This window comes from Lentzea sp. NPDC037011 (genome assembly GCF_055607425.1).
The window spans coordinates 625,699-649,581 of record NZ_JBVJRT010000001.1 but is presented as its reverse complement, the minus strand read 5'-3'; the positions used below and the strand labels follow the sequence as shown (position 1 = coordinate 649,581).

The 23,883-nt window shown below is 70.8% G+C and carries 26 protein-coding genes; 7 read left to right on the top strand and 19 right to left on the bottom strand.

Annotated features, from left to right (window positions below; genetic code table 11):
• The 6 genes from ACZ7CH_RS03325 to menD all read right to left on the bottom strand — a co-directional run.
• The coding region (locus tag ACZ7CH_RS03325) for a helix-turn-helix domain-containing protein (protein WP_470373069.1) at window positions 1–354 on the bottom strand (354 nt) is incomplete at its 3' end.
• A 67-nt stretch (window positions 355–421) separates the two neighbouring features.
• On the bottom strand, window positions 422–1,636 hold the full coding sequence (locus ACZ7CH_RS03320) for a WXG100-like domain-containing protein (RefSeq protein WP_470369935.1): 1,215 nt from the start codon (window positions 1,634–1,636) through the stop codon (window positions 422–424).
• 27 nt (window positions 1,637–1,663) lie between these two features.
• On the bottom strand, window positions 1,664–2,200 hold the full coding sequence (locus ACZ7CH_RS03315) for a DUF3558 family protein (RefSeq protein ID WP_470373068.1): 537 nt from the start codon (window positions 2,198–2,200) through the stop codon (window positions 1,664–1,666).
• Between the two features lie 9 nt (window positions 2,201–2,209).
• Window positions 2,210–2,560, bottom strand: coding sequence for a hypothetical protein (locus tag ACZ7CH_RS03310; RefSeq protein WP_470369933.1), 351 nt, complete (start codon window positions 2,558–2,560; stop codon window positions 2,210–2,212).
• 210 nt (window positions 2,561–2,770) lie between these two features.
• Entirely contained in the window at window positions 2,771–4,273 is a 1,503-nt protein-coding gene (locus ACZ7CH_RS03305) for a M1 family metallopeptidase (RefSeq protein WP_470369932.1), read from the bottom strand.
• A gap of 66 nt (window positions 4,274–4,339) precedes the next feature.
• The gene (gene menD / locus ACZ7CH_RS03300) at window positions 4,340–5,911 is read right to left on the bottom strand and encodes a 2-succinyl-5-enolpyruvyl-6-hydroxy-3-cyclohexene-1-carboxylic-acid synthase (protein ID WP_470369931.1); all 1,572 of its coding nucleotides are present in this window, start codon (window positions 5,909–5,911) and stop codon (window positions 4,340–4,342) included.
• 19 nt (window positions 5,912–5,930) lie between these two features.
• Between menD and ACZ7CH_RS03295 the strand changes: the two genes are divergently transcribed.
• The 4 genes from ACZ7CH_RS03295 (at window position 5,931) to ACZ7CH_RS03280 (ending at window position 9,988) form a co-directional block, all read left to right on the top strand.
• On the top strand, window positions 5,931–6,833 hold the full coding sequence (locus ACZ7CH_RS03295; RefSeq protein ID WP_458430132.1) for a 1,4-dihydroxy-2-naphthoyl-CoA synthase: 903 nt from the start codon (window positions 5,931–5,933) through the stop codon (window positions 6,831–6,833).
• Window positions 6,834–6,854: 21 nt separating this feature from the next.
• Window positions 6,855–7,892, top strand: coding sequence for an o-succinylbenzoate--CoA ligase (gene menE, locus ACZ7CH_RS03290; RefSeq protein ID WP_360399744.1), 1,038 nt, complete (start codon window positions 6,855–6,857; stop codon window positions 7,890–7,892).
• 89 nt (window positions 7,893–7,981) lie between these two features.
• On the top strand, window positions 7,982–9,070 hold the full coding sequence (locus tag ACZ7CH_RS03285; protein WP_470373067.1) for a hypothetical protein: 1,089 nt from the start codon (window positions 7,982–7,984) through the stop codon (window positions 9,068–9,070).
• 45 nt (window positions 9,071–9,115) lie between these two features.
• Window positions 9,116–9,988 carry a 1,4-dihydroxy-2-naphthoate polyprenyltransferase gene (locus tag ACZ7CH_RS03280; RefSeq protein ID WP_470369929.1) on the top strand — a complete coding sequence of 291 codons (873 nt, stop codon included), beginning with the start codon at window positions 9,116–9,118 and terminating at the stop codon, window positions 9,986–9,988.
• A 7-nt stretch (window positions 9,989–9,995) separates the two neighbouring features.
• On the opposite strand, the gene ACZ7CH_RS03275 is transcribed toward ACZ7CH_RS03280, so the two are convergent.
• From ACZ7CH_RS03275 to ACZ7CH_RS03235, 9 genes are read right to left on the bottom strand one after another with little or no spacing between them, the layout of a single operon-like run.
• Window positions 9,996–10,397, bottom strand: coding sequence for a hypothetical protein (locus ACZ7CH_RS03275; RefSeq protein ID WP_360399753.1), 402 nt, complete (start codon window positions 10,395–10,397; stop codon window positions 9,996–9,998).
• Window positions 10,397–10,846 carry a hypothetical protein gene (locus tag ACZ7CH_RS03270; protein ID WP_360399756.1) on the bottom strand — a complete coding sequence of 150 codons (450 nt, stop codon included), beginning with the start codon at window positions 10,844–10,846 and terminating at the stop codon, window positions 10,397–10,399. Before ACZ7CH_RS03270 ends, ACZ7CH_RS03275 begins: the two co-directional genes overlap by 1 nt.
• Window positions 10,847–10,856: 10 nt before the next feature.
• Window positions 10,857–11,837 (bottom strand): hypothetical protein, encoded by a 981-nt coding sequence (locus tag ACZ7CH_RS03265; protein ID WP_458430126.1) that lies wholly within the window; start codon window positions 11,835–11,837, stop codon window positions 10,857–10,859.
• Window positions 11,834–12,217 (bottom strand): hypothetical protein, encoded by a 384-nt coding sequence (locus ACZ7CH_RS03260; protein ID WP_360399762.1) that lies wholly within the window; start codon window positions 12,215–12,217, stop codon window positions 11,834–11,836. Before ACZ7CH_RS03260 ends, ACZ7CH_RS03265 begins: the two co-directional genes overlap by 4 nt.
• Window positions 12,214–15,048, bottom strand: a complete 2,835-nt coding sequence (locus tag ACZ7CH_RS03255; protein WP_470373066.1) for a DNA polymerase III subunit gamma/tau domain-containing protein — start codon at window positions 15,046–15,048, stop codon at window positions 12,214–12,216. The genes ACZ7CH_RS03260 and ACZ7CH_RS03255 overlap by 4 nt, the downstream gene beginning before the upstream one ends.
• Window positions 15,045–15,350, bottom strand: a complete 306-nt coding sequence (locus tag ACZ7CH_RS03250) for a hypothetical protein (protein ID WP_360399768.1) — start codon at window positions 15,348–15,350, stop codon at window positions 15,045–15,047. Before ACZ7CH_RS03250 ends, ACZ7CH_RS03255 begins: the two co-directional genes overlap by 4 nt.
• Window positions 15,351–15,405: 55 nt before the next feature.
• Window positions 15,406–16,494, bottom strand: coding sequence for an L-cysteine desulfhydrase Cds1 (cds1, locus tag ACZ7CH_RS03245; RefSeq protein WP_360399771.1), 1,089 nt, complete (start codon window positions 16,492–16,494; stop codon window positions 15,406–15,408).
• A 27-nt stretch (window positions 16,495–16,521) separates the two neighbouring features.
• A complete protein-coding gene (locus ACZ7CH_RS03240) occupies window positions 16,522–16,791 on the bottom strand; it encodes a DUF4229 domain-containing protein (protein ID WP_360399774.1) in 270 nt (89 codons plus the stop codon).
• 4 nt (window positions 16,792–16,795) lie between these two features.
• On the bottom strand, window positions 16,796–17,257 hold the full coding sequence (locus tag ACZ7CH_RS03235) for an Lrp/AsnC family transcriptional regulator (protein ID WP_360399777.1): 462 nt from the start codon (window positions 17,255–17,257) through the stop codon (window positions 16,796–16,798).
• A 241-nt stretch (window positions 17,258–17,498) separates the two neighbouring features.
• Here ACZ7CH_RS03235 and ACZ7CH_RS03230 point away from each other — a divergent pair, with 241 nt between their 5' ends.
• The gene (locus tag ACZ7CH_RS03230) at window positions 17,499–17,708 is read left to right on the top strand and encodes a BldC family transcriptional regulator (RefSeq protein WP_053737033.1); all 210 of its coding nucleotides are present in this window, start codon (window positions 17,499–17,501) and stop codon (window positions 17,706–17,708) included.
• Between the two features lie 57 nt (window positions 17,709–17,765).
• Window positions 17,766–17,933 carry a hypothetical protein gene (locus ACZ7CH_RS03225; protein ID WP_086667950.1) on the top strand — a complete coding sequence of 56 codons (168 nt, stop codon included), beginning with the start codon at window positions 17,766–17,768 and terminating at the stop codon, window positions 17,931–17,933.
• A 54-nt stretch (window positions 17,934–17,987) separates the two neighbouring features.
• Here the strand turns inward: ACZ7CH_RS03225 and ACZ7CH_RS03220 are convergent, their stop codons facing one another.
• The 4 genes from ACZ7CH_RS03220 to ACZ7CH_RS03205 form a co-directional block, all read right to left on the bottom strand.
• A complete protein-coding gene (locus ACZ7CH_RS03220) occupies window positions 17,988–19,388 on the bottom strand; it encodes a MinD/ParA family ATP-binding protein (protein ID WP_470373065.1) in 1,401 nt (466 codons plus the stop codon).
• A 102-nt stretch (window positions 19,389–19,490) separates the two neighbouring features.
• Window positions 19,491–20,414, bottom strand: coding sequence for a c-type cytochrome biogenesis protein CcsB (gene ccsB / locus ACZ7CH_RS03215; protein WP_360399785.1), 924 nt, complete (start codon window positions 20,412–20,414; stop codon window positions 19,491–19,493).
• Window positions 20,414–21,889: a cytochrome c biogenesis protein ResB gene (resB, locus tag ACZ7CH_RS03210; protein ID WP_470373186.1), complete on the bottom strand. Its 1,476-nt coding sequence runs from the start codon at window positions 21,887–21,889 to the stop codon at window positions 20,414–20,416. The genes ccsB and resB overlap by 1 nt, the downstream gene beginning before the upstream one ends.
• Window positions 21,890–21,930: 41 nt before the next feature.
• Window positions 21,931–22,707 (bottom strand): cytochrome c biogenesis CcdA family protein, encoded by a 777-nt coding sequence (locus tag ACZ7CH_RS03205; protein WP_458430123.1) that lies wholly within the window; start codon window positions 22,705–22,707, stop codon window positions 21,931–21,933.
• 127 nt (window positions 22,708–22,834) lie between these two features.
• On the opposite strand from ACZ7CH_RS03205, the gene ACZ7CH_RS03200 reads away from it, so the two are divergent.
• Window positions 22,835–23,827, top strand: a complete 993-nt coding sequence (locus ACZ7CH_RS03200; RefSeq protein ID WP_470369926.1) for a M64 family metallopeptidase — start codon at window positions 22,835–22,837, stop codon at window positions 23,825–23,827.
• The last annotated feature ends 56 nt before the right edge of the window (window positions 23,828–23,883 follow it).

Below are 23,883 nucleotides of genomic sequence, written 5' to 3'. Positions count from 1 at the left end.
CACGGCCACCGTCAACGTGTCGTAGTTGAGCATCTTGTCGGCCGTCGACTCGGCCAGGGCGAGCGTGCGGACGTTGTCCGAGACCTGGACGATGTACTCGTCGAAGGCGTACCGGTACCTGCGCCGGAAGTCCTCGAAGAAGTCGACGTCCTTGCCGCACATCGTGATGAACTGGACCAGGTCGACCTCGCTCGGCCGGGTTTTGCCCTTTTCGATGGTGGACACCTTGCTGGGGTCCCAGCCGAGCCGTTGCGCCATGGCGTTTCCGGTGAGATCGGTGCTGGACTCGCGCAGCCGGCGCAACTCGTCGCCGAGATCGCGGCTGTACGCGGTGGATGGAGTGCTTGGGGCCATGTCCATCGAGGGTATGACGTGTTTCTATTCCAAGATACTGGCTCGTTCGGGTGAAATGGGGACGAGCTCATTCCCCGATGACCGGGGGAACGACCATCCGGTTGTCGTCGAAGTACTCGTCGGTCGGCACGAGGTAGTTGGACCGGTGTTCCTTGTCCTCCTCGCCGCCGTTTCCCGCGCCCGCGGCGGGGCCGGCTCCGACTGGGCCGGGAGCGCCGTTCCTGCCCGCTCCGGGAGCACCGCCGCCGCCGCGCGTTCCCTCCGCACCCGGCGCGACGCCCGCGGCACCGCCCGGTGTGGCGGGACCGAACGTGCCCCGTCCCGCGGCACCACCGGGGCGCGCCGTGCCGAACCCGCCGGCACCGCGGCCACCGCCCGCTCCCCCGCCCCTGCCCGCGGCGGTGCGCGGGGTGCTCATGCCCTGGACGGCTCCCGAGGAGACCGGTGAGCCCGAACCGGGTGCGGGTGGCGTGCGGTCGGGCGGCGTCGGGCCAGGCGGCGTGGGGTGGGCGGCCGATGCGGACCACGCGGTCCTCGTGGCGCTGGAGTCGCCGGCCGGGTTGCCGTTGACCGGGCTGACCGGGCTCACCGGGACGCCGGGCACACCGACGACGGGGGTGCCGACCTGCGTGGCCGGGTGCACCGCGTTCGGGTTCACCGTGGCCGTGGTGTGCGCGAACGTCGTGCTACTCGTCGTCGTCACGCCCTGGTCGCCGGTGGTGACCTGCGGGACGTCGTCGAAGGCCGGCAGCAGCGCGGCGGAGGCCGCCAGCGCGTTGTCGCGGGCCTGCACGACCCGTTCGGCCTCCTGCTTGGCGGCCTTGGCCTTCTCGTACTGGGCCAGGACGTCGAACGGGGCCGCCACCATGCGGACCGGGTTCCAGCTGGTCGCCGCGTCCTTCAGCATCCGCGCGGGGTCGAACGGGACCTCCTGCGGGAACGCGCTCTTCACCGCCACTGCCGCCGCGGCCTGCTCCTCGACCACGCGGGCCGTTGCGGTGAACGTCGACGCCAGCTCGTCCGTGAAGGAGCAGATCTTCGTCAACGCCGCCGACGCACCGGCGCCCGCAGCGCCCGACCAGCCCGCGCGCAGGCCGTTGACCACCTCGTTGATCCCGGCCGCCAGCTCGGTCAGCTCGGTGCCGATCGACCTCCACTCGGCCGCGATCTCCCCCGCGAGCGCCGGGTCGTTGCCGTCCATCGCCAGCCGGTGCAGGTCTGCGTGGCTGTGCGCCGAGTAGTTCACGTTCGGCTGCGGTAATCGCGGCGTGTCGTGCGGCATCGTTCGTCCCCCTCGCGGATCTGTGGATCAGGGCAGCCTGGCGGCCACCAGCTCGGCCGATCTCGTCGCCAGCGCGCAGGCCTTGGCGGTGTCGGCCGACGCGCCGCCCGCGCTCGCCACGAGCTGCACGCTCGACGACGCGGACACGGAGATCACCGCGTGGCAGAGGTCCTTCGCCCCGTCCGGCGCCGCCACGCTGAAGCCGTCGCGCTCGCCGAACCTGGCCGGGGTCTTCGCGTCACCGGAGTAGTCGAGGGCGTCGGCGCCCCGCCGCACGTCCACGGCGACGGTGAGACCGCCGTTCCCGCTGCCGTCCCACTCGCAGGTCTGCAGGCCGGCGGTCGTGCGGGGGCGCGGCGAGACGAGGCCCAGGCCGGCCGCCTCCGCCCCGCTGATCAGCTCGCAGGGCTTGACCCCGGCGAGCCCTGCGCCGGACGTGCGGCTGACCTCGCTGGTCACCGGCGTCCGCACCGAGGCGGGACGGGCCCGGCCGCTCACGCCCCCGTCCGAACAGGCCGCGGCGAACAGGGCCAGACCGACCACGGCGATGCGCATGCGGTTCATGAGTTCCCGTCAGAGTCTGTTCAGCGTGTCGGACGTGCTCTCTTCCACGTTCCGGTACGACCGGCTGCTCTTGTCCAGCTCGGCCCTCAGCTCGTCGATCACCCTCAGCAGGCCGGGGATGACCGTGGAGCGCGCGAGCTCGCCGACCCGTTCGTTGATCGAACCCACGGCCTGCGCGTAGCCCCCGCCGAGCGGGGTCCTGGTCGCGAGCAGCGACGACCTGCGCTTGATCCGCTCCAGGGTCCGCTGGAGGTCGTCGAGCTTCCCGATCGCCTTGTCGACGGCCTGCGGGTCGTGTTCGATGTACAGCCCGGAGGTGTGGGCCTGAGCGCTTTCCCCGGCACTGTTCTGATCCGCCACAGGCTCACCTCCCCGAGACCGGCACCGTGATCCGGGGAGTGACGTTAGGGCAGAATCAGGGGAACAAAAACGGATTGACCCGCAAAACACCCCGTTCGGATTAACCGGTTCCACCGGATCGGGAATACATTGATCGCGATCCAAGCACAAAAAAGCCGTGAGCGGTTTTGGTCATATCAATGACAAAAACCGCTCACGGCCGGATGGCGACTACTTGTGGGCGTCCAGCAGCTCGTGCGTCAGCGCGATCTTGGCCCGCGACTTCGGCTCTGCGGCCTTCGCCGTGGTCTTCGCCGTCAGGGCGGCGGACCGGCCGGGGGCCTCCGCCGGCTTGCCCTTGGTGAAGAGCCAGGTCTGGAACAGCTGGTCGAGCTGCTGCCCGGAGACCCGCTCGGCCAGCGCGATGAACTCCTCGATGGTGGCGTCGGAGTACTTCTTCTCGGCCTGCCAGGTCTTGAGGACCTCGAAGAACTTCTCGTCGCCCACGGCCACGCGCAGCGCGTGCACCGCGAGCGCACCGCGGTCGTAGACGGCGCCGTGGAAGACGTTGTCAGCACCGGGGTCGCCGGGCAGGACCTGCCAGAACGGGTCGTCGGCCGGGTAGGAGTCGTAGACGAAGTCGGCGTTCTCCTGGGCCGTGCCCTCGCCGACGTGCTCGGACCACAGGAACTCCGCGTAGGAGGCGAAGCCCTCGTTCAGCCAGATGTCGCGCCAGTGGTGCACCGACACCGAGTCGCCGAACCACTGGTGGCCGAGCTCGTGGGCGACGACGTAGGTGTTGGCGCCGCGGCGGAAGAACGCGTCGTCGTAGGTGGGCCGGGTCTGGTCCTCCAGCGCGTAGCCGAGGTCGGGGGTGACGACACCGCCCTGCGCCTCGAACGGGTACGGGCCGAAGTTGCCGGACAGGAACTCGATGACCTCGGGGGTGCGTTCGACGCTGGCCCTGGCGGCGTCGGTGGAGTCGCCGAGGCGCGTGGAGTAGGCGTTGAACACCGGCTGGCCGTTGGGCGCCGCGTACTGGCGGAGCTCGTACTGGCCGATGGTGAGGAACGTCAGGTAGGTGGCCTGCGGCTTGGTGCTGCGCCAGTTCCAGCGGGTCCAGCCGTTGATCTGGCGGGTGTTGCCGAGGAAGGTGCCGTTCGAGATGACCTCGACGCCCTCCGGGACGGCGACGTTGACGTCGAAGGTGGCCTTGTCGGTGGGGTGGTCGTTGGCGGGGAACCACCAGCGGGCGATCTCCGGCTCACCGATCGCGAGCGCGCCGTCGGGCGTCTTCGTCCACGCCGTGTAGCCGTTGTGGTCCTTGACCTGCGACGGGACGTCGGCGTAGGTCACCACGACGGTGACGTCCTGGCCCTTGCGCAGGCCGCCGCGCGGGGTGACGACGAGCTCGTCGCCGTCCTGGACGAACGAGGCGGGGGCGTTGTTGACCCGCAGCGTCTTGACCTTGAGCAGGAAGTCCAGGTTGAACTGGGTGAGGTCCTCGGTGGCCTTGGCGAGGATCGTCGTGGTGCCGGAGAGCTGGTCGCCGTTGGGGTTGTAGTTGAGCCTGATGTCGTAGTGGGAGACGTCGTACCCGCCGTTGCCGTAGCCGGGGAAGTACGGGTCGCCCGCGCCGGGGGCACCGGGCGCCGCGGCGAGCGCCGTTCCCGCGAAGAGCGTCACTGCGGCTGCGGACGCGACCGCGGCCGTTGCCTTGGTTCTGATCGACATGCGCCGGACGCTATCCACCCCTTTCCAGGGGAAACCACCGACTTACGTAGGTTTCGGAGGGTTTTCCTACCTGCTGAAAACCGTTGACACCGTCGACTTGAGACGTTGGTGCAAAGAGCGCAGTTCGTCTCTTTTCGACCGCACTTCCACCACTTGGATGCCCTCCGGTGGCGCAAGTGCGCTACGGAACTCCTCCTTGCCGTCCACAATGGAGTGCCTGATTCGGTGTCCGGCGCACAATGCCGCGAGATCAGCTCCGTGCGGCGTGCCGAAAATCCGCTCGAAACTCTTGTCGTGTTCCGGCGCGCCCTGTTCCAGCAACGAGAAGATGCCGCCGCCGTCGTCGTTGAGCACCACGATCGTCAGGTCCGGCCGCCGGTCGGTGATCAGGCCGTTGAGGTCGTGCAGGAACGTCAGGTCGCCCATCAACGCGTAGGCCGGTCCTTCGTGCGTGGTCGCCAGCCCGATGGCCGTGGACACGCTCCCATCGATGCCCGCGGCACCCCGGTTGGCGTGGACCTCCAGGTCGTCGCGGCGCTCGCCGGCGAAGTCGACGTCCCGGATGGGGTTGGAGGAGCCCACGAAGAGCATCGAGCCGGCCGGGACCGTGTGCGTGAGCTCGCGCGCCACGTGCAGCCCTGTCGGCCACGGCTCGGCGTCCAGCAGCTCGTCCACGGCGGCGCTGACGTCCTTGACCGCGCTCTGCCAGGCCTGCGCCCAGTCCTGGTCGACGGCCTGCGGCTCGGGCAGCCACGTCGAGGCGCGGGTGGCGGTGAACTGGGTGTCCGCCCACTCCGCCTGGTCGCCGACGGCGTGCACGACCGCGGTGTTCTTGAGGAGCGCCTGCTGGCCGCGGCTCAGCGTGACCCGGCCGACGACCAGGACCGCCTCGGGCTCCAGGTGCTCCGGCAGACCGGCGTTGAGCAGCAGTGAACCGTGGCGGAGGCCGCCGGGGGCGGTGGGTTCGGCGATGACGGGCCAGCCGAGCCGCGCGGCTTCCCGGACGCGGCCGGGGTGGTCGTCGCCGAGGAGCACCAGCGTTTTCGCGGGCAGGTCCGACGGGCGGGTTTCGATTGCGGTGGTTCGGTCTGTGGCCGTCCACGGGGTGCGGTCGGACGTGGGCCACGCGTCGTCGTCGGGGGTGAGCGGCGGACGGAACGGGATGTTGATGTGCGACGGGCCGTCGGTGGCCATCGCGCGACAGATGAGAGATCGCGTCGTGGGCTCGTCGGCGGCCTCGGGCATGTGGAGCGTCCGGATGCCGAGGATGTCGTGCTGGTTGATCGTCTGGCTGGCGCCGGTGCGGTAGAGCTCGACCGGGCGGTCGGCGGTGAGCGCGACCAGCGGGACGTGCGTCAGCTCCGCCTCGACCACCGCCGGGTGCAGGTTCGCCACGGCGGTACCGCTCGTGCAGGTGACGACGGCCGGCGTGCCCCGCTTGGCCAGGCCGAGCGCGAGGAACCCCGCGGTGCGCTCGTCGATCCGCACGTGCAGCGTCAGCAGGCCCCTCTGCTCGGCCTGGTGCAGCGCGAACGACAGCGGGGCGTTGCGCGAACCGGGGCACAGGACGACGTGCCGCACGCCGTTGCGCACCAGCTCGTCGACGACCACCCTCGCCTGCAGCGTTGCCGGATTCATGCGCCTAGAGTCTCAGACCGTGGCAGACCAGGACCTCTTCGACCCGTCGTTGTGGAAGCCGATCGAGGGCTTCGACTTCACCGACATCACCTACCACCGCGCGCTCGACCAGGGCACCGTGCGCATCGCGTTCAACCGGCCCGAGGTGCGCAACGCGTTCCGGCCGCACACGGTGGACGAGCTGTACCGGGCGCTCGACCACGCGCGGATGTCGAGTGACGTCGGGTGCGTGCTGCTGACGGGCAACGGGCCGAGTCCCAAGGACGGCGGCTGGGCCTTCTGCAGTGGCGGTGACCAGCGGATTCGCGGGCGCAGCGGGTATCAGTACGCGTCGGGTGAGACGGCGGAGACGGTGGACCCGGCGCGGGCGGGGCGGTTGCACATCCTGGAGTGCCAGCGGCTGATCCGGTTCATGCCGAAGGTCGTCATCGCGGTCGTGCCGGGGTGGGCGGCCGGGGGTGGGCACAGCCTGCACGTGGTGTGCGACCTCACCATCGCGAGCGAGGAGCACGCGCGGTTCAAGCAGACGGACGCGGACGTCGGCTCGTTCGACGGCGGGTACGGGTCCGCCTACCTGGCGCGGCAGGTGGGGCAGAAGTTCGCGCGGGAGATCTTCTTCCTCGGGCGCACGTACAGCGCCGAGGACATGTTCAAGATGGGCGCGGTCAACGCGGTCGTCAAGCACGCCGAGCTGGAGACCACGGCGCTGCAGTGGGCCCGGGAGATCAACGGCAAGTCGCCGACCGCGCAGCGGATGCTCAAGTACGCGTTCAACCTGATCGACGACGGCCTGGTCGGGCAGCAGCTCTTCGCCGGGGAGACGACGCGGCTCGCGTACATGACCGACGAGGCGGTCGAGGGGCGTGACTCGTTCCTGGAGAAGCGCGACCCCGACTGGTCGAACTACCCGTACTACTTCTGAGTCCGCACTCCTCTTGGGCAGGTGACCGTGCTCGACGAACTGCGCGCGGCGCTCTCCGGTGGCGAACCGCTGGTGGACGGACCGCTCGACGGCTGGGAGAAGCGGGCCGCCATCGGCGTGCCGACCTCCGGGTCCACGGGCGAGCCGAAGACGGTGCTGCTCGACGCCGAGGCGCTGACCACGTCCGCGGAGGCCACGCACGAACGGCTGGGCGGGCCCGGCACGTGGCTGCTGGCGTTGCCGACGGGCCACATCGCCGGCATCCAGGTGCTGGTGCGGTCCGTCGTCGCCGGCACGACACCCGGTGAGCTGGACCTGTCCGGCGGCTTCCGCGCCATGGGGTTCGCGCTGGCCGCGCGGCCGGTGCTGGCCGAACCGGGGCGGCACTACACGGCGCTGGTGCCCACGCAGCTGTCCCGGCTCGTCGCCGGGGAGGGGCCGGGGCTGGAGGCGTTGCGGCAGTTCGACGGCGTGCTGATTGGCGGGGCGGCCACCCCGCCGCGGCTGTTGCAGCAGGCGCGCGCGCTCGGGGTGCAGGTCGTCACCACGTACGGAATGAGCGAGACGGCCGGCGGGTGTGTGTACGACGGTGTGCCGCTCAAGGACGTCGAGCTGCGCACGGACGACCTGATCGAGATCAGCGGGCCGGTGCTGGCGCTGGGGTACCGCGGCAGCCCCGAGCCGTTCGGCGAGTGGTTCCGCACCGGTGACCTCGGGCGGCTGCGCGACGGGCGGCTGGAGGTGCTCGGGCGGGCCGACGACATGATCGTCACGGGCGGCGAGAAGGTGCCCCCCGTGCTGGTGGAGAGGGCCCTGGCCACGGTGGACGGCGTGCTGGAGGCGTGCGTCGTCGGCGTGCAGGACGACGAGTGGGGCCAGGTCGTGGCGGCCGCCGTCGTCGCGCGCGGCGGCACTCCCCCGGTCGAGGACCTCAAGGCCGCGGTGGCAGAGCAGGTGGGCCGGGCAGCGGCGCCGAAGCTGGTGCGGTTCGTCACCGAACTGCCGTTGCGCGGACCGGGCAAGGTCGACCGGACCGCGGTGGCCGACTCCTTCAGGTGACCTCCTTTAGGTGAACCTTTACCGCTGAGGACGACTCTCGCCGCGAAGCGCACGGACCCAGGCCGTGCGCGCTGGCGATGGGGGTTCTCATGCGCTACCTGTTACCGCTGGTCGTCGGGGCGGCCCTGACGGTCGGACTGGCGGCACCCGCCCAGGCCGCCTCCAACGAGTGGACCGTCGACGCGAGCGGGCACGCCGTCTCGTGGGGTGGCGCCCCGCGGATCGGTCTGGTCGAGCTCGGGACGCACCGGCTCGCGCGGCCCGCCAACGCGGTCACGGCGGCGGTGACCGGCGACGGCGTCGTCGACGTGCGCGGACTGCGCGCCGACGGGCAGTGGACCGAGTGGTACGAGGCACCGGCGACGTTGCCGGTCACCACCTCGACCGTTCAGGCGCGGGTCGTCCTGAACAGCGGCAAGGCCTCGAAGGTGAAGGTGTCGGCGTACACCGCGCCCGCTGCCGCCGAGGACGTGTCGGCGCTGGCCGCCGGGCGTTCGTACCGCGTCTACGCCACGCGGGAGGGCCTGGTCGGCGGCACCACCGCCAACGGGCACGTGATCCGCTCGCGCGACCACTTCGTCGCCCTGCCGTCGCGGCGGGGCCTGGCGGGCAACAACTCCGGCAACTACAGCGTGCAGGTGTGCGCGTCGAACGGCCGCTGCGAGTGGGCGCCGGTGTGGGACGTCGGCCCGTGGAACACCAAGGACGACTACTGGAACCCGGCCACGACCCGCGAGATGTGGAAGGACCTGCCGCAGGGCAAGCCGGAGGCGCAGGCCGCGTACGAGAACGACTACAACGGCGGCAAGGACCAGTTCGGCCGCGCGGTCGCGAACCCGGCGGGCATCGACCTGGCCGACGGCACGTTCTGGGACGGCCTCCAGCTGTCGAACAACGCGTGGGTGACCGTGACGTACCTGTGGACCGGCTCCGGTCCGGTCGGGACGGTGCGCACGTCGGCGGCGAACGGCACGGTGAACGTGCGGTCCGGCGCGAACTCCTCGTCCTCCCAGGTGGGTCTGGCCGCGAACTACGCGCAGGTGCGGGTCACGTGCCAGCTGACCGGCGAGTCGGTGTCAGGCACGCAGGGCACGTCGAACGTCTGGTACCGCATCGCGTCCGGCAAGCACGTCGCGAAGGCCTACGTGGCGGGCGTCTCCGGAGCGACTAGCTGCTGATAACCCCTCGGCGGGTCCCCGGTGGCCATAGCGGAGGATGGGGGCATGGCCTCAGTCGTCCAGTGGATCCAGGGGACCCGCCCCCGCACGCTGCCGAACTCGATCGCACCGGTGGTCGTCGGCGCGGCGGCGGCGCACCACATCGACGAGTTCAACGCGCTGTTCACGGGACTCGCGCTGGTCGTGTCGATCGCGTTCCAGATCGGCGTGAACTTCGCGAACGACTACTCCGACGGCATCCGCGGCACCGACGACGACCGGGTGGGGCCGTTCCGCCTCACCGGTTCCGGTGCCGCGGAGCCGAAGAACGTGCGGCTGGCGGCGTTCATCAGCCTCGGTGCCGGCGCGCTGGCCGGGATCGCGCTGGTGGTGCTGTCCGGGTACTGGTGGCTGCTGGCCCTCGGTGCCGTGTGCATCGCGGGTGCGTGGTTCTACACCGGCGGCAAGCGCCCCTACGGTTACGCGGGCCTGGGCGAGATCGCGGTGTTCCTCTTCTTCGGGCCGGCCGCGGTGCTGGGCACGCTGTACGTGCAGACCGGGGAGATCACCGGGATCGGCATCGGCTCGTCGATCGCGATGGGCTGCATCTCGGCGGCCGTGCTGGTCGCGAACAACCTGCGGGACATCCCGACCGACGCGGTGTCGGGCAAGCGCACCCTCGCGGTCGTGCTGGGGGACAAGGACACCCGCCGGCTCTACCTGGCACTGGTGGCCGTGCCGTTCCTGATCGCCGTGGGCATGACCGTGCGGGTGCCGTACGCGCTGCTCGGGTTCCTGGCGGCGCCGGTGCTGCTGCCCGCCGTGCGCCGGGTCGCGGCGGGGCGCCAGGGGCGTGAGCTGATCCCGGTGCTGCAGTTCACCGGGATCGCGATGCTCGCGTGGGCCGTGCTGGTCAGCGTGGCCCTGGTCCTGGACTGACGGCCCGCTACCAGGCGTCCTCGGTGAACTGGGTGGGCTCGTCGTCGTCCTGGCGCTGCGGCCTGCGGGGCTGCGGCGGCCTGGCCGTCTCGCCCTGGATCAGCTCGTCGAGCCTGGCGCGGTCGGCTTCGAGCGCCTGGCGCACCAGCGGGTCGTGCGACGCCTCGCCGGTGAGGACCTGACGCCAGCTCAGCCCGGCACCGCGGGCGATGCGGTCGGCCAGCTGCCGCATCGCCGGTGACGCCTCGCTCGACTTCGCGAACTGCATCACCCTGCGCACGTCCTCAGTGGACGGTTCCTTGCCGCGCAGGTTCTGCGCGGTGGTGCGCATGTCCTGCTCGGCCTGCCGGACCGCCTGGGTCAGGAAGTCCTCCGCCGCCCGGATGTCCGGTGTCCGCCAGGCCGTCATCACCACTTGTCCTCCGTGAAGATGCCGGGGTCCATCTCGTCGCCGTCCTCGCCACCGCCGCGGCGCGGGCCCTGGGCGTTCATGATCTCCTCGGCGGTCATGCCCTCCTGGAGCATCTGGAACGCCTGCTTCATCTTGTTGACGTTCTCCTGCTGCATGGCCTGCACGTCCGGGTCCTGCGCGACCTTGCCGGAGACGACGTCCTCCCAGGTGAACTCGCCCGCGTCCACCTTGCGCTTCAACGCTTTCAGCTGCTCGGGCGCGTCCCGTTCCTGCGCGGCGCGTTCGACCTGCTGGGCGATGGCCTTGAAGTCGACGGGCGGCACCGGCGGCAGCGGGGTGTCCTTCAGCCGGTTCGCCAGGTCCTGCGCCTCCTTGAAGCGCGCGTCGACCTGCGCCTCGGCCGCACGCAGCTCCGGCGTCTTCCAGCTGTCGTTGGGCGTGCTCATGCTCTCCCCGTCAGTTCGACCCGAAGAGACCGCGTGGCAACGGCCTGACTTCGTCGCGTACGTCGGTGACCTCACCACGCGTGGCGAACGTGCGCCACTGGCGGAAGTCGACCTCGGTCAGGCCCAGCTCCTGCGCCTGCTGGTAGTTCTCACCCAGGTAGTGCAGGGTGACCTGGTCGCTCTGGATGCCCAGGACCTCGAACGGCGCGCCGCGGTACGTGCAGAGCTTGCGGACGTGCACGAGCTCTTCGACGGCCGCGTCCGGCAGCTCCAGCGACCAGTGTCCGTTGCGGTCGGTGAAGTCCTCCGGCACCGTCTGGCCGGGGAACGGGTGCAGGATCAGCGCACCCGGCCGCGGCGCGAAGTCGACCTCGAAGTCCTGGCCGCGGTAGCGCGCCATCAGTCCACGCCGGACGGTCGGGCGCAGCGGAACCGGGCCCTGCCAGTACCTCCCCGGCCCGAAGCCCACGTCCCCCGTCGGCACCCAGCCGACCTGGCGGTCGACGTACTTGCCGACGCTGCGGCCCTCGCCGTTCGGCTCGAACCGCCACAGCTCGGTGCCGGCCGCGAACTCGCTGAGCTCCATGACGTACTCGGGGATCGGCGTGGCGCTCGGCGTGTACCCGGTGCCCGTGAACGGCAGCGGGTAGACGCGCGTCGTGCCCATCTTCCGCGCGCCTTCGAGGTCGGGACCGCCGAAGCTGGTCTCGAAGAGCTCCGTCGTGTGCGCGTAGAACCGCAGCAGGTACTGCGTGCCCTGCGGCCAGCCCTCGACCCGATCGACGCCGAACGCCTCGGCGAACTGCGTGCTCGTGCCCTGCGGGAAGTCCTGGCCGCGGGTGACGAACCCGGCGGTGCGGTGCGGCTCGAACCGGCCGGTGACCGTGACGTTGCCCAGGTAGAGCTGCGCCGTCGCCGGGTGCACGATCTTCTGCAGGATGGTCTCCGGCCCGATGCCCGCTGCCTTGTGCACGGCCTGTGGCGTGGTCATCCCAGGTTCTCCTTCTTCCACCGCGCCAGGTGGTCGGTGCGGTCGACCCGCACGTCCTCCAGCTCTGCCGCACTGATCGTGCCGTAGAAGCCGTTGTACCGGTCGCCCTGGAGCCCGTTCTGCGCGGCCCAGGTGCCGTCGTGCCCGACGTAGTCGACGGTCGCCGTGCCGTTGCGCACCTGGCCGACCCGGAACGGCTGCCCGCGCCACGTCGCGGTCGTGCGGTCCCGGTACCAGGCGTCCAGGTCGGCGATGGGCACCTGCCGCTCCGGTGCCTGCTCGCCGATCCGGATGAGCCAGACGTGGCCCTCCGCCGCCTCGCTCGTGCTCGTGCGGAAGGTCTCGCCGCGGTACTCGGCGACGTCGAAGTCGTGGGTCATGGCGTGCCCGCGGGCAGCTGGTACCAGCCGTACCGGCTGTCGTAGACGGCGTGCAGGCGCTCCCCGCCGGCCCGGTCGACCTGCCAGATCTCGGCGCGGTCAGGCAGGTCCGTGCCGCGCGGCACGATCCACTCCGGCACGCCGCCACCGGTGGACCCGGTGCCCGTGAACGGGTCGAGGTTCCGGTTCGGCGTGGCCACACCACCCGCGTCGGCCATCCGCTGCGCCGCGTCGTCGTAGCGCCGCTGCTCGGCCGCGTCCGCGTAGGTCTCCTTGTTCGGCCCGCCGAACGGGATGAACGCCTCCCCCGCCGTGGTCGCGTCGAGCTTGTAGCGCAACTGCATCGCCGAGTCCGCGTTCGCCGGGATCGGCGTCCAGCCGGCGCCCTTGTCGTCGAGGGCGAGACCGTCCCGCAGCCCCTGCGGCGTGTTGATGTCCACCACGTCCACACCGCGCGCGATCGACCCGCCGACCTGGGTCTGCCAGTCCTGCCTGCGGTCGCCGTCCGGGTGCGGCGTCGCCGGCAGGTAGGTGTCCATCGCACCCTGGTTGAGGGCCTTGGTGACGATGTCGCCGTTGCCGACGGTCAGCTGGTTGCGGACGTCCGCGACGTGCCGGGCCTCGTCCGGGGTGAGGTTCGTCGACAGGGTCGTGCTGAGCTGCTCGTACCGCTGGCGGTCGGCCTCGTTCGGGAGGATGTGCTCCAGCTGCTGCCGGTAGCCCTCGCCCTGCGCGGCCATGGCCGAGTTGTCGAACTGCGGGGTGAGGTCGTGGCCCTGCGGCGACCGGGGCGGACCATCGCCGCCGCCACCGTTGTCGTCGCCGTTGTTGTGGTTGTCGGTGTTGTGGTTGTCGCCGGTGTTGTGGTTGCCGGGGGTGTCGTGGTCGGCGGGGCGGTCGGTGCCGGGGTCGCGGTCGTGACCGGTGGGGGTGTCGTCGTGGGGACGTGCGTCGTCGGCGCCGCTCGTGCCGGTGTCGTGCGGCTTGCCGTCGGTGTCGTGCGGGCGGGTGCCGTCCGTGTCGTGGGGACGGGTGCCGTCGTGCGGGGTCGTCGTGTCGTGCGGCTTGGTGTCGTGCGGCTTGGTGTCGTGCGGCTTGGTGTCGGTCGGGGCACCGGTGCCGTCGTGGGGACGGGTGCTGTCGTGCGGCTTGGTGCCGCCGTCGTGGGGCGTGGTGCCGGACGGGGGCGTGTCGTGCGGACGCGGGGTGTCGTGGCCGGTCGGCGAGGGCAGGCCCGAGCCGGAACCGCCAGGCGTGTGACCCGCGGGCGAACCCGGAGTCGAGCCGTGACCAGCGGGCGAGGGCAGGCCGGAACCGTGGCCCGTCGGCGTGCCCGGAGTCGAGCCGTGGCTCGACGGCGAGCCCGGAGTCGAGCCGTGGCTCGAAGAGCCGTGTCCCGAAGGCGACGGCAGGCCGGACCCCTGACCGGACGGCGACGGCAGGCCGCCGGGGGTCGGGCGCGGGCCGGACGAGGTGCCGCCGGTGCCGGCGCCGGAGCCGGGGGTCGAGTGACCGGCCGGCTGGGGTGAGGGCAGTGCGGAACCCGAGCCGCCGGCCGGGCGGTGCTGCGGCGGGGCGGTGGGGGTGCCCGCAGCGGCCGTGGAGCCGGGGCGGGGGCCGGAGCGCTGCGTGTCGCCGCCGCCTGCACCGGGGGCCATGGGGGCGCCCATCGGCATGGCGCCGCCGACCGGGGTGCCGGAGTGCGAGGACGGGGCGGGTGCGGGGGCCGCGCCGGCCGCGTGGGTCGTGTCGGGGCGGGTGACCGCGGGGCCGCCGGAGTGGCCGCCGGACGGGGGTGCGCTCGCGCTGCCACCGCCGCCGGGGCGGACCGGGGGCGGGGCCGTCACGGCTCCGCCGCCTCCGCCGCCGCCACCGGACGAGGGGGCGGTGGTGTCGCCGGGCGACTGGACCGTGGGCGGTGCGGAGACCGGGGTGCCCGCGACCGGGGTGGAGACCGAGGCCGCCTTCGTGCCGTCGGCGCCGCCGCCGGACGGGGAGTAGACCTCGCGGACGGTCGAGCCGATGTCGCGTCCGCGCTCGCCGATCTCGGTGGCGGAGTCCTTGACGGACTGGATGTCCTCGTGGATGTCGCGGACGCTGTTGCGCACGTCGCGGGCACCCTCGGCCACCTCCTGGGTGGCGTTCATGGCCTCGGCGAGGGAGTCGGCGTCCTTCAGCTTGCCGAGTGCAGAGGCGACCCGGCCCACGGCGTCGAAGAGGGCCTTCACGTCCGTGATGAGCTTCTTGACCGTGTCGATGATGTCCATGACACGGCGGTAGATCTGGTAGGCGTTCCAGACCATCTCGGCTGCCTTGATCCAACCGGCCACCGGGACCCAGACGGTCGCTGCCGCCTGCATGAGCTTGTTGATCAGGTAGTCGAGCAGGCGGGCGGCCTGCCTGCCCAGGGCCTCGGCGCCGGAGGCGACCGTGTCGAAGCCCTTCGCGATGAGCTGGGCGACGCCCATCTCCGCGAGCAGACCGGCCTTCCAGCCCAGCGCGATGTACTTCTCGTGGCTGCTCGCGGCCTCGCCGTCCCACGCGTCCCGCACCTTCCCGACGGCGTCGGTGAGGTTGTAGGACATGTCGTTCATGGCGTTGCCGACCGAGCGCCAGGCGTCGCCGTCGGCGCGGATCTTCGACCAGTCACCGGTGATCGGCGTGATGATCGTGGCGACCAGGCTCTCGCCCGTCACGGCCTCGAACACCCAGTTGACGGCCTGGACGCCCCAGCCCTGGTCCTGGAGGACGTCGTTCAGCGCGGCCCGGTCGACCTCGGGCTGCTGCAGCGAACCCGAGACCGGGCGCGGCGAGGAGTACGTCGTCGTCATCGCAGGAGGCCCTCGAAGATCTTCCGCTGGGCCAGGTCGACCTGCTCGTAGACGGCGGCCGTGGCCTCCACGCCGGTGGCGGTGCCCTCCAGTTTGGACTTGCCGAAGTCGAGGGTCTCGTCGAACAGCGCGCGCACGAGGTCCACGCCCGGCTGCAACAGCGTCAGCAGGCCGGTGAAACCGCTCTTGTCGCAGGCCGTGGCGTGGACGTACTTGCGGATCGTCTCGAACTCCGCTGCCTCGGTGCGCAGGTACTCGGCGTACGCGCGCAGCTCGGCAGCGTCTGTTGAAAACAGCGCCACGGCGGTCCCCCTCGGACTCAAAGTGCTCAGGTCACGCTGTGACGCAGCGCTCTCGTCACCAGTTCCCCGTGCGGTGGAAGTTGTTGAGGCGGTCCAGGCACGGGGCGAGGTCCATGTCCTGGGCAGCTACCCATGAGTCGTCGTAGTAGGTGTTCGCGTAACGCTCGCCGCCGTCGCAGAGCAGGGTCACCACGCTGCCGCGGGTGCGCGACTGCCGCATCTGGGCCACGACCTGGAACGCACCCCACAGGTTCGTGCCGGTGGAGCCGCCGACCCGGCGTCCGAGCAGGTCCTCGACGTACCGGATCGTCGCCACCGACGCCGCGTCCGGGACCTTGATCATGCGGTCGATCACCTGGCCGACGAACGACGGCTCCACGCGCGGGCGCCCGATGCCCTCGATCCGCGAGCCACGGGTGCCGACCAGGTCCGGGTTGCCGTCGCGCCAGGCGTCGAAGAACACCGAGTGCTCCGGGTCCACCACGGCCAGGCGCGTGTTCAGCTTGCGGTAGTGGATGTACCGGCCGATGGTCGCGGACGTGCCGCCCGTGCCGGCGCCGACGACGACCCACTCCGGTTCCGGCGACGGCTCCAGCCGCATCTGGTCGAAGATCGACTCGGCGATGTTGTTGTTCCCGCGCCAGTCGGTCGCGCGCTCGGCGTGCGTGAACTGGTCCATGAAGTGGCCGCCCAGCTCCGCGGCGAGGCGGCGGGACTCGTCGTAGAGCGCCGACGGGTCGTCGACGAAGTGGCACCGGCCGCCCTGGCGTTCGATCAGCGCGACCTTCTCCGCGGACGTCGACCGCGGCATCACGGCGATGAACGGCAGCCCCAGCAGCCGCGCGAAGTACGCCTCGGACACGGCCGTGGAACCGGAGGAGGCCTCGATCACGGGCGTCCCGCCGGTCACCCAGCCGTTGCAGATCGCGTAGAGGAACAGCGACCGCGCCAGCCGGTGCTTCAACGAGCCGGTCGGGTGCGTCGACTCGTCCTTGAGGTAGAGGTCGATGCCCCAGTCGAGCGGCAGCGGGTAGCGCAGCAGGTGCGTGTCCGCGCTGCGGTTCGCATCCGCCTCGATGATCCCGACGGCCTCACACACCCAGTGCCTGGTCCTGCTGCAACACCGGTCCACAGAAGTGCTCACACCGGGCACGATATCCGCGCCACGGGCTCACGCCTGGGTGACGGGACCTTCGTCACCGCGGAGCTGGGCGCGCAGCTTGTCCCGCTCGGCCCTGCGCACGGCGTCGCGCTCGTTCAGACCGGCGGCGACCCGCTCGCGCAGACCCTTGAACACGAACAGCGACGCGGGCAGCGCCACCACGATGCCGACCACCAGCGCGACCAGCAGCGGGACCTTGAACAGCAGGAGCGCACCCGTCACCACCGCGACGAGACCGAAGCGGGCCAGAACGTACAGGGTCACATCTCGAGCGAGCACCCGTTCAGGTTACGTCGCCTTCGTCGGAGGTGTTCGGCCGTCCTTCGAAACGGGTGGACAGCACCACCGTCGTGCGCGTTCGGGCAACTCCGGGGATGCGCCGCAACCTGCCCAGCGACTTCTCCAGGTCGTCCACCGTGGCCACCCGGACCTTGACGACGAACGACTCGTCGCCCGCCACCCGGTAGCAGGACTCGACCTCGATGAGCTCGGCCAGCTCGTCCGCGACCTCGTTGTCGTCCGCGGTGTCCGTGGGGTGGATGCCGATCAGCGCGGTCACGCCCAGGCCGACCGAGCTGGGGTCGACGACGGCGTGGTAGCCCACGATGACGCCGGCCGACTCGAGCTTGCCGACCCGCTCGTGCACTGCGGAAGCCGAGAGCCCGACCTGTCGGCCCAGGTCGGCGTAGGTGGCCCGCCCGTTGGCACGCAGCGCGGCGATGATCTGGCGATCAAGTGCATCCACCCGCGACACCCTATGCCTCGCACACGCGTGCACGTCGTCCCGGTCACAGTTGAAGTGCACGCGGGGAGCTTTCGTTCACCAGGAGAGCACGGGAGGGCCCCGCGTGCGGCCGTCAACGGGGGGAGTGTCCGAAACGCGTCGGTCGTCCCATTACTACCTCTTTACCAAAAAACAAGCGTTCGAGTACCTGACGGGTGAGATGCCACGATCGGACCGGAACGTCTGATCTGAGGAGGCAGTAGTGACTGCTGCAGCGACCGAGCGCCTGTTGACGCCTGGAGAAGTGGCCAACCTGTTCAGGGTCGACCCGAAGACCGTGACCCGGTGGGCGACCGCTGGACGCATCGGCTCGATCCGCACCCCTGGAGGACACCGCAGGTTCCGTGAGACCGAGGTGAAGGCGCTGCTCACGGAGCTCACGACCGAGGCGACCGAACCCGTCCGCCATTGAGACCGCGGCAATCCCCGTGCCGCGGGTAATCTCGTGGCAAAGGGAGGTGGCGACCAGATGATCTACCTGCTGGCGGTGATCGGTGCGCTCACCGTGGCTGTGCTCGTGTGGCGGGCGTTCGCCCCACAGCATTCGGAGTACACCCCGGGCCGCAAGGTGATCGCACCTGACGACGACCCGGAGTTCCTCCGCAAGCTCGACGAGCAGCGCAAACGCGACGAGTGAACGACAAGGGGCCCCGTTCCCGGGGCCCCTCTCGCGTGCTCTGACGACCAGCGCCTAGGTGTTGGGGAAGTCGTCCGCGACCACCGCGGCGAGCTCCAGCAGCGCCAGGCGCGTCTCCGGCGCGAGCTTGTCCAGCTCGATCTCGGCGCCTTCCTCCAGGTGCGCGTCGAACGGCATGCGGACCACGGACCGGCAGCGCTGCGCGAAGTGCGCGGAGAGCTTGTCCAGGTCGACCTTGCCGGACTTCGGCCGCACCGAGTTGATGACGCACACGGACTTGGCGACCAGTGCGCCGTAGCCGTGCGCCTCCAACCAGTCCAGCGTGGCCGCCGACGTCTGCGCGCCGTCGACCGACCCGGACGACACCAGGACCAGCGAGTCCGCCTCGTCCAGCACGCCCTTCATGGCCGAGTGCATCAGTCCGGTGCCGCAGTCGGTGAGCACGATGTTGTAGAAGTGCTCCAGCAACGCCACCGTGCGCCGGTAGTCGTCCTCGCTGAACGCCTCCGACACCGCCGGGTCCTGCTCGGAGGCGAGCACCTCCAGGCGGGACGGCGACTGCGAGGTGTACGCGCGCACGTCGCTGTACTTCGTGATCCGCGAAGCGTCGCGCAGCAGGTGCCGCACGGTCGCCGTGGTCTCCCGCGGGATCTTCAGCGCCAGCGTGCCGCGGTCCGGGTTCGCGTCCACGGCGATGACCCGGTCACCGCGCAGCGACGAGAACGTCGAGCCCAGCGTGGTGGTCGTCGTGGTCTTGCCGACGCCGCCCTTCAGCGACAGCATCGCGATCTTGTAGCACCCGCGCAGCGGCTGGTTGATCCGCGCGATCAGCTCACGCCGGCGCAGGTCCGCCGGGCTCTCGCCGAGGTTGATCAGGCCGCCGCTCATCGAGTGGAGCGACTTGCGCCAGCCGGACGACGGCGGGCGCTTCTCCTTCTTGATCAGCTGCTGCGACGAGACTTCCTGGGCCTGCGAGCGGTACTGCTGCTGCGGGAAGTTGTTCGGGTACTGCTGGCCGGCGAACTGGCCGTACTGGGCCGTGCTGTGCTGACCGGACTGGCCGCCGCCGACCTGGTGCGGCCCGGACTGGCCGGCCACCGGGTACGGCCCGGACTGCCCACCGGGCACCGGGTACGCACCGGACTGCCCACCAGGCACCTGGTACGCACCGGACTGCCCACCGGGCACCTGGTAGGGCCCCGACTGGCCGCCCTGCACCGGGTACGCACCGGAGCCGCCCTGCACCGGGTACGCGCCCGAGCCGCCGGGGACCTGGTACGCGCCGGAGCCGTGCGGTGCCGGGTAGGGGCCTGACTGACCGCCGGCGACGGGGTACGCGCCGGACTGGCCGCTGATCTGCTGCGGACCGGACTGCTGCGGGTCGAGGTAGGCCGTCTGCGGGTCGACGTACTGCGGGCCCGAGCCCTGTTCCTCACCCGGTGGTTGCCGTGTCACCGCTGTGGCCCTCCCTGAGCAAGGAGGATCGAGACCTCCCCGACCCCCGGGTTGCGACGGTACGCAACCGGCAACGGTTCCATCGACGTGGGGGCTAACTCGTTAGAGACCCGCGTAGGAATGCAACCCGCTGGTGACCAAGTTGATGAAGAACAGGTTGAACACGTTCAGCGCGAACCCGGCCACGTTGATCCACGCGGCCCCGCGGCCACGCCAGCCGGCCGTCGCACGGGCGTGCAGGTAGGCCGCGTAGACGACCCACGACACGAACGCCACGGTCTCCTTGGGGTCCCAGCCCCAGAACCGGCCCCAGGCCGCCTCCGCCCAGATGGCGCCGCAGATGATGCCCGCGGTGAACAGCGGGAACGCCAGCACCGTCGTGCGGTAGGCCAGGCGGTCGAGCACGTCGGCCGACGGCAGCCTCGGCAGCCGGTCGTCCCTGCCGTCCTTCAGCAGGTAGAGGACCGAGGCCACACCGGGGATCAGCAGGACGCCGGACGAGATCGAGATCACCGAGACGTGGATCACGAGCCAGTACGAGCGCAGCGCCGGCTGCACGGGCGCGGACTCGGCGTAGAGCACCGTGCCGCCGAGGAACAGCAGCACCCAGATCGGCACCAGCACGAACGCGCCGAGGCGGCGGATGGGGAACTTCGCCATCAGCACGATCCACGCCACCACCGCGGCCAGGCACAGCAGCGACATGTACTCGTACATGTTGCCCCAGGGCGCCCGCCCCGCGGACAGGCCGCGCATGACCAGCGAACCCAGGTGCAGCACCGCGCCGAGCACGGTCAGCGCGGCACCCATGCGGCCGAACCGCTCCGGCCGCGAGACCTCGCGCCTGGTCGGCTCCTCGGCCGGTCCCGGGACCGGCGCACCGGCGCCCACCAGCGCCTCGGCCTTGCGCGGCGCCCGCGTGAAGGCCTGTTCGACCAGGTAGAACGCCATCGCGAAGAGGTAGACGCCGAGGGCGCTGCGGTACAGCCAGTCGCTGTAGGTCGCGAGTGTCTCGTTGACCGGCATCAGGACTTCTCCCCTATCAACACCGCGCGGGCCAGCCGCGTGAACTCCTCGCCGTATCCGGCCTGGTCAGTGCGGGCGAGGCCGCCGACCTCGACCAACGTACGCCCGTCCTCCCGAGGAGTCGCACGCACCCAGACGCGACGGCGCTTGACCGTGAGCGAGACGCCGAGCCCGAGGATGATCAGCACGGCGAACGCGAGCACGTACCCCTGGGTGGGGTCGTGCGAGACCTGCAACGACACCCAGTCGTTGACCGAGTCGAACCGGACCTTCGTGCCGTCGTCGAGCGCGATCTCCTCGCCCAGCGCGAGGTTCTTGCGCGCGACCTTCTGCAACCGGCCCTGCTCCACCAGCTCCTGATCGATCGAGAAGATCGACTGCCCGCGCCCGTCGTCCACGCCGAGGTCGCCGCGGTACACGTCGACGGCGACCATCGGGGCGTTCAGCGCGGGGAACTTCGAGTTCAGGATGTTGCCGTGCAGCAACGGCGTCGGCGCCAGCAGGCCGGTGACCGCGATCTGGTTCTTGCGCCGCTGCTCGGAGTCGGTGATGCCCGGCGGGTCGAACTTCGTCGCCCCCTCGGAGGCGAGCGTCAGCTGGTCGGTCGGCAGCCACTGGATGCCCTGCGTACGCTTCTCCCCGTTGGGGAACGTCACCGTGAACGTGGGCGTGTAGCCGTGGCCGAGCAGGTAGAGCCGGTCGCCGCTGGTCCGCAGCGGGTGGTTGACCTGCAGCGTGTACGGCCGCCAGGTGTTCGTCTCCAGGTCAGCGCCGGACTGGTAGCGGATGTCGGCCTGGTAGCCGACGGGCTGACCGTTGTCGAGGTACTCGGCGGAGAACTTGCCGATCTCGACGCAGAACGGCGTGAGGTCGGTGCCGTCGATGCGCAGACCGGGCCGGAACTGGTCGTAGTTGAAGATGCCGCCGTTGCAGAACTGGCCGCCGTCGGCCTGGACGATGACCTGGCCCTCGTAGTTGTACATCTTGCCCAGCGCGAACGAGACGAGCAGCCCGAGCAGCGCGAAGTGGAAGACCAGGTTGCCGGTCTCGCGCAGGAACCCGCGCTCGGCGCTGACCGTGCCCTCGCCGGTCTCCATCCGCCAGCCGCGCATGGCCTCCTTCGCCCTGGCGACCGCCTCGTCCGGCGTGATGTCGAGCTCGGCCTGCGCGTGGTGCGGCATGCGGGAGAGGTTGCGCGGCGTCAGCACCGGCTTCGCGCGCATCTGCTTGAAGTACTCGACCGTGCGCGGCAGCAGGCAGCCGACGAGGCTCGTGAACAGCAGCAGGTAGATCGCCGCGAACCACGGCGTCGCGTAGACCTCGAAGAAGCCGAGGTCCTGCAGGAGCTCGCCCCACCAGCCGCGTTCGCGGACGTAGTCGTCGACCCGCGCGGAGTTCAGCGACCGCTGCGGCAGCAACGCGCCGGGCATGGCCGCGAGCGCGAGGAGGAACAGCAGGGTGAGCGCGGTCCTCATGGAGGTGAGGCCGCGCCACGTGTTGCGCAGGAAGGCGATCACTAGAGCGGCAACTCCACTACGTCGACGAACGAGTAGCGCAGCCACCCGACGAACTCACCCCAGAGCCCGGTGACGAGCGCGATGCCGACGAGGATCAGCAGCACCCCGCCGAAGACCTGCACCTGCCGCGCGTGCGCGCGCAGCCACTTCGTCACGCCCAGCGCCCACCGCGCCCCGAGCGCCAGCACCACGAACGGCAACCCGAGCCCCAGGCAGTAGGCCAGCACCAGCACCGCACCGCGCGCCGACATCGACCCGACCTCGGTGCTCTGCGCCACCGCCAGCACCCCGGCGAGCGTCGGCCCGAGGCACGGCGTCCACCCGAGCGCGAACACCGCACCGAGCAGCGGCGCCCCGACGAGCCCGGCCTTCGGCCTGCTGTGGAACCGCACGTCCTTCTGCAGCGCGGGCACCAGCCCGATGAACACGAGTCCCATGAGGATCGTGACGACGCCACCGATCCGCTGGAACAGGTCGGCGTTGAAGAGCAGCGCGTGCGAGACCCCGAGCACCGCCATCGACGCCAGCGCGAAGACCACGGTGAACCCGAGCACGAACAGCAACGACGCACCCGCGACCCGCCACCGCCCTGCCTTGGCCGGCTCGTTCGCCTCGACCCGCGGCGCCTCGGCCCCGACCAGTCCGGCCAGGTACGCCAGGTAGCCGGGCACCAGCGGCACCACGCACGGGGAGGCGAAGGAGATGAAGCCAGCGAGCAAGGCAACCCCGGTGGCCAGCAGCAACGGCCCGGAGATCGCCAGATCGGTGGGGTTCACACACCTCAGGGTAGGTAGTTGCCCAGATCACGCGACGACCGGTGTCACCTTCGGGTCGCGCCCTTGGGCCGGAAGTACCGACGATTGCCGCCTTGTGGGTGACAACACGTGTGCTTAGCGTCATCACATGCGACGTTCCCGGCTGATCTTCCCGGCGTTGACCGTCACCGCCCTGGCCCTCTTCGCCCAGTCCCCGGCCGGCGGCGCAGCCCCCGCGATGGAGTGGCGCGAGGTCTTCAACGAGGACGGCTCCATCACCCAGGCCCTCACGCCCAAGGCTCCCAAGGAAAGAGCCACCGACCTGCGCACACTGGCCGCGGCCGAGGTCGTCCCGGTCCAGGTGACCGGCGACTCGGCCGACCGCTTCGACCTCGTCTTCGTCGGCGACGGCTACACCGAGGCGGACCTGCCGACCTACACCGCGAACGTCCTCAGCAAGTGGACGGAGCTGTCCGCCGTGGAACCGTTCGCGTCCTACAAGGACTACTTCAACGTCTGGCAGGTCAACGTCGTCTCCGCGGAGTCCGGCGTGGACAACGACCCGGCCAAGGGCGTCGAGAGGAACACCGCACTGGACATGGGCTTCTGGTGCCAGGGCCGCGACCCGAACACCGAGCGCCTCCTGTGCGTGAACGAGACGAAGGCCAAGCAGTTCGCCGCCCTCGCCCCCGCCGCCGACCAGGTCATCGCCCTCGGCAACACCGCGAAGTACGGCGGCGCAGGCGGTTCCGTCGCCACCGCCGCCGGCTCCAACGACCAGGCGGGCCAGATCGCCGTCCACGAGCTCGGCCACTCCATCGGCGGCCTCGCCGACGAGTACGACTACCCCTACGCCACCTACACGGGTTCCGAACCGCGCGAGGTCAACGTCACCAAGGACCCGACCGGGGCACTGAAGTGGTCGGCCCACCTCGGCCAGCCCTCCCCGGACGGCGGCGTGATCGCACCGGTCGAGGGTGCCCGGTATTACAAGAACGGGCTGTACCGGCCGACCCAGAACTCGATCATGCGCACGCTGGGCAAGGAGTTCAACTCGATCGGGCGGGAGGCGATGGTGAAGGCGTTCAAGGCCAAGATCCCGTCGCTGACCACCCCGACCGCACCGGCCCCGGTCAGCTGACCGAGTGCCGCAGCCCCGCCCATCCCCCGCTCCCTGAAAGTCACGCGGGGACCCCA

Bases quoted from the DNA above. Each gene is read 5' to 3' on its own strand.
- ACZ7CH_RS03320 (WP_470369935.1), bottom strand. From the start codon at position 1,636: ATGCCGCACGACACGCCGCGATTACCGCAGCCGAACGTGAACTACTCG.
- ACZ7CH_RS03315 (WP_470373068.1), bottom strand. From the start codon at position 2,200: ATGAACCGCATGCGCATCGCCGTGGTCGGTCTGGCCCTGTTCGCCGCG.
- ACZ7CH_RS03305 (WP_470369932.1), bottom strand. From the start codon at position 4,273: ATGTCGATCAGAACCAAGGCAACGGCCGCGGTCGCGTCCGCAGCCGCA.
- menD (WP_470369931.1), bottom strand. From the start codon at position 5,911: ATGAATCCGGCAACGCTGCAGGCGAGGGTGGTCGTCGACGAGCTGGTG.
- ACZ7CH_RS03285 (WP_470373067.1), top strand. From the start codon at position 7,982: ATGCGCTACCTGTTACCGCTGGTCGTCGGGGCGGCCCTGACGGTCGGA.
- ACZ7CH_RS03280 (WP_470369929.1), top strand. From the start codon at position 9,116: ATGGCCTCAGTCGTCCAGTGGATCCAGGGGACCCGCCCCCGCACGCTG.
- ACZ7CH_RS03275 (WP_360399753.1), bottom strand. From the start codon at position 10,397: ATGACGGCCTGGCGGACACCGGACATCCGGGCGGCGGAGGACTTCCTG.
- ACZ7CH_RS03270 (WP_360399756.1), bottom strand. From the start codon at position 10,846: ATGAGCACGCCCAACGACAGCTGGAAGACGCCGGAGCTGCGTGCGGCC.
- ACZ7CH_RS03265 (WP_458430126.1), bottom strand. From the start codon at position 11,837: ATGACCACGCCACAGGCCGTGCACAAGGCAGCGGGCATCGGGCCGGAG.
- ACZ7CH_RS03260 (WP_360399762.1), bottom strand. From the start codon at position 12,217: ATGACCCACGACTTCGACGTCGCCGAGTACCGCGGCGAGACCTTCCGC.
- ACZ7CH_RS03255 (WP_470373066.1), bottom strand. From the start codon at position 15,048: ATGACGACGACGTACTCCTCGCCGCGCCCGGTCTCGGGTTCGCTGCAG.
- ACZ7CH_RS03225 (WP_086667950.1), top strand. From the start codon at position 17,766: ATGATCTACCTGCTGGCGGTGATCGGTGCGCTCACCGTGGCTGTGCTC.
- ccsB (WP_360399785.1), bottom strand. From the start codon at position 20,414: ATGCCGGTCAACGAGACACTCGCGACCTACAGCGACTGGCTGTACCGC.
- resB (WP_470373186.1), bottom strand. From the start codon at position 21,889: ATGAGGACCGCGCTCACCCTGCTGTTCCTCCTCGCGCTCGCGGCCATG.
- ACZ7CH_RS03200 (WP_470369926.1), top strand. From the start codon at position 22,835: ATGCGACGTTCCCGGCTGATCTTCCCGGCGTTGACCGTCACCGCCCTG.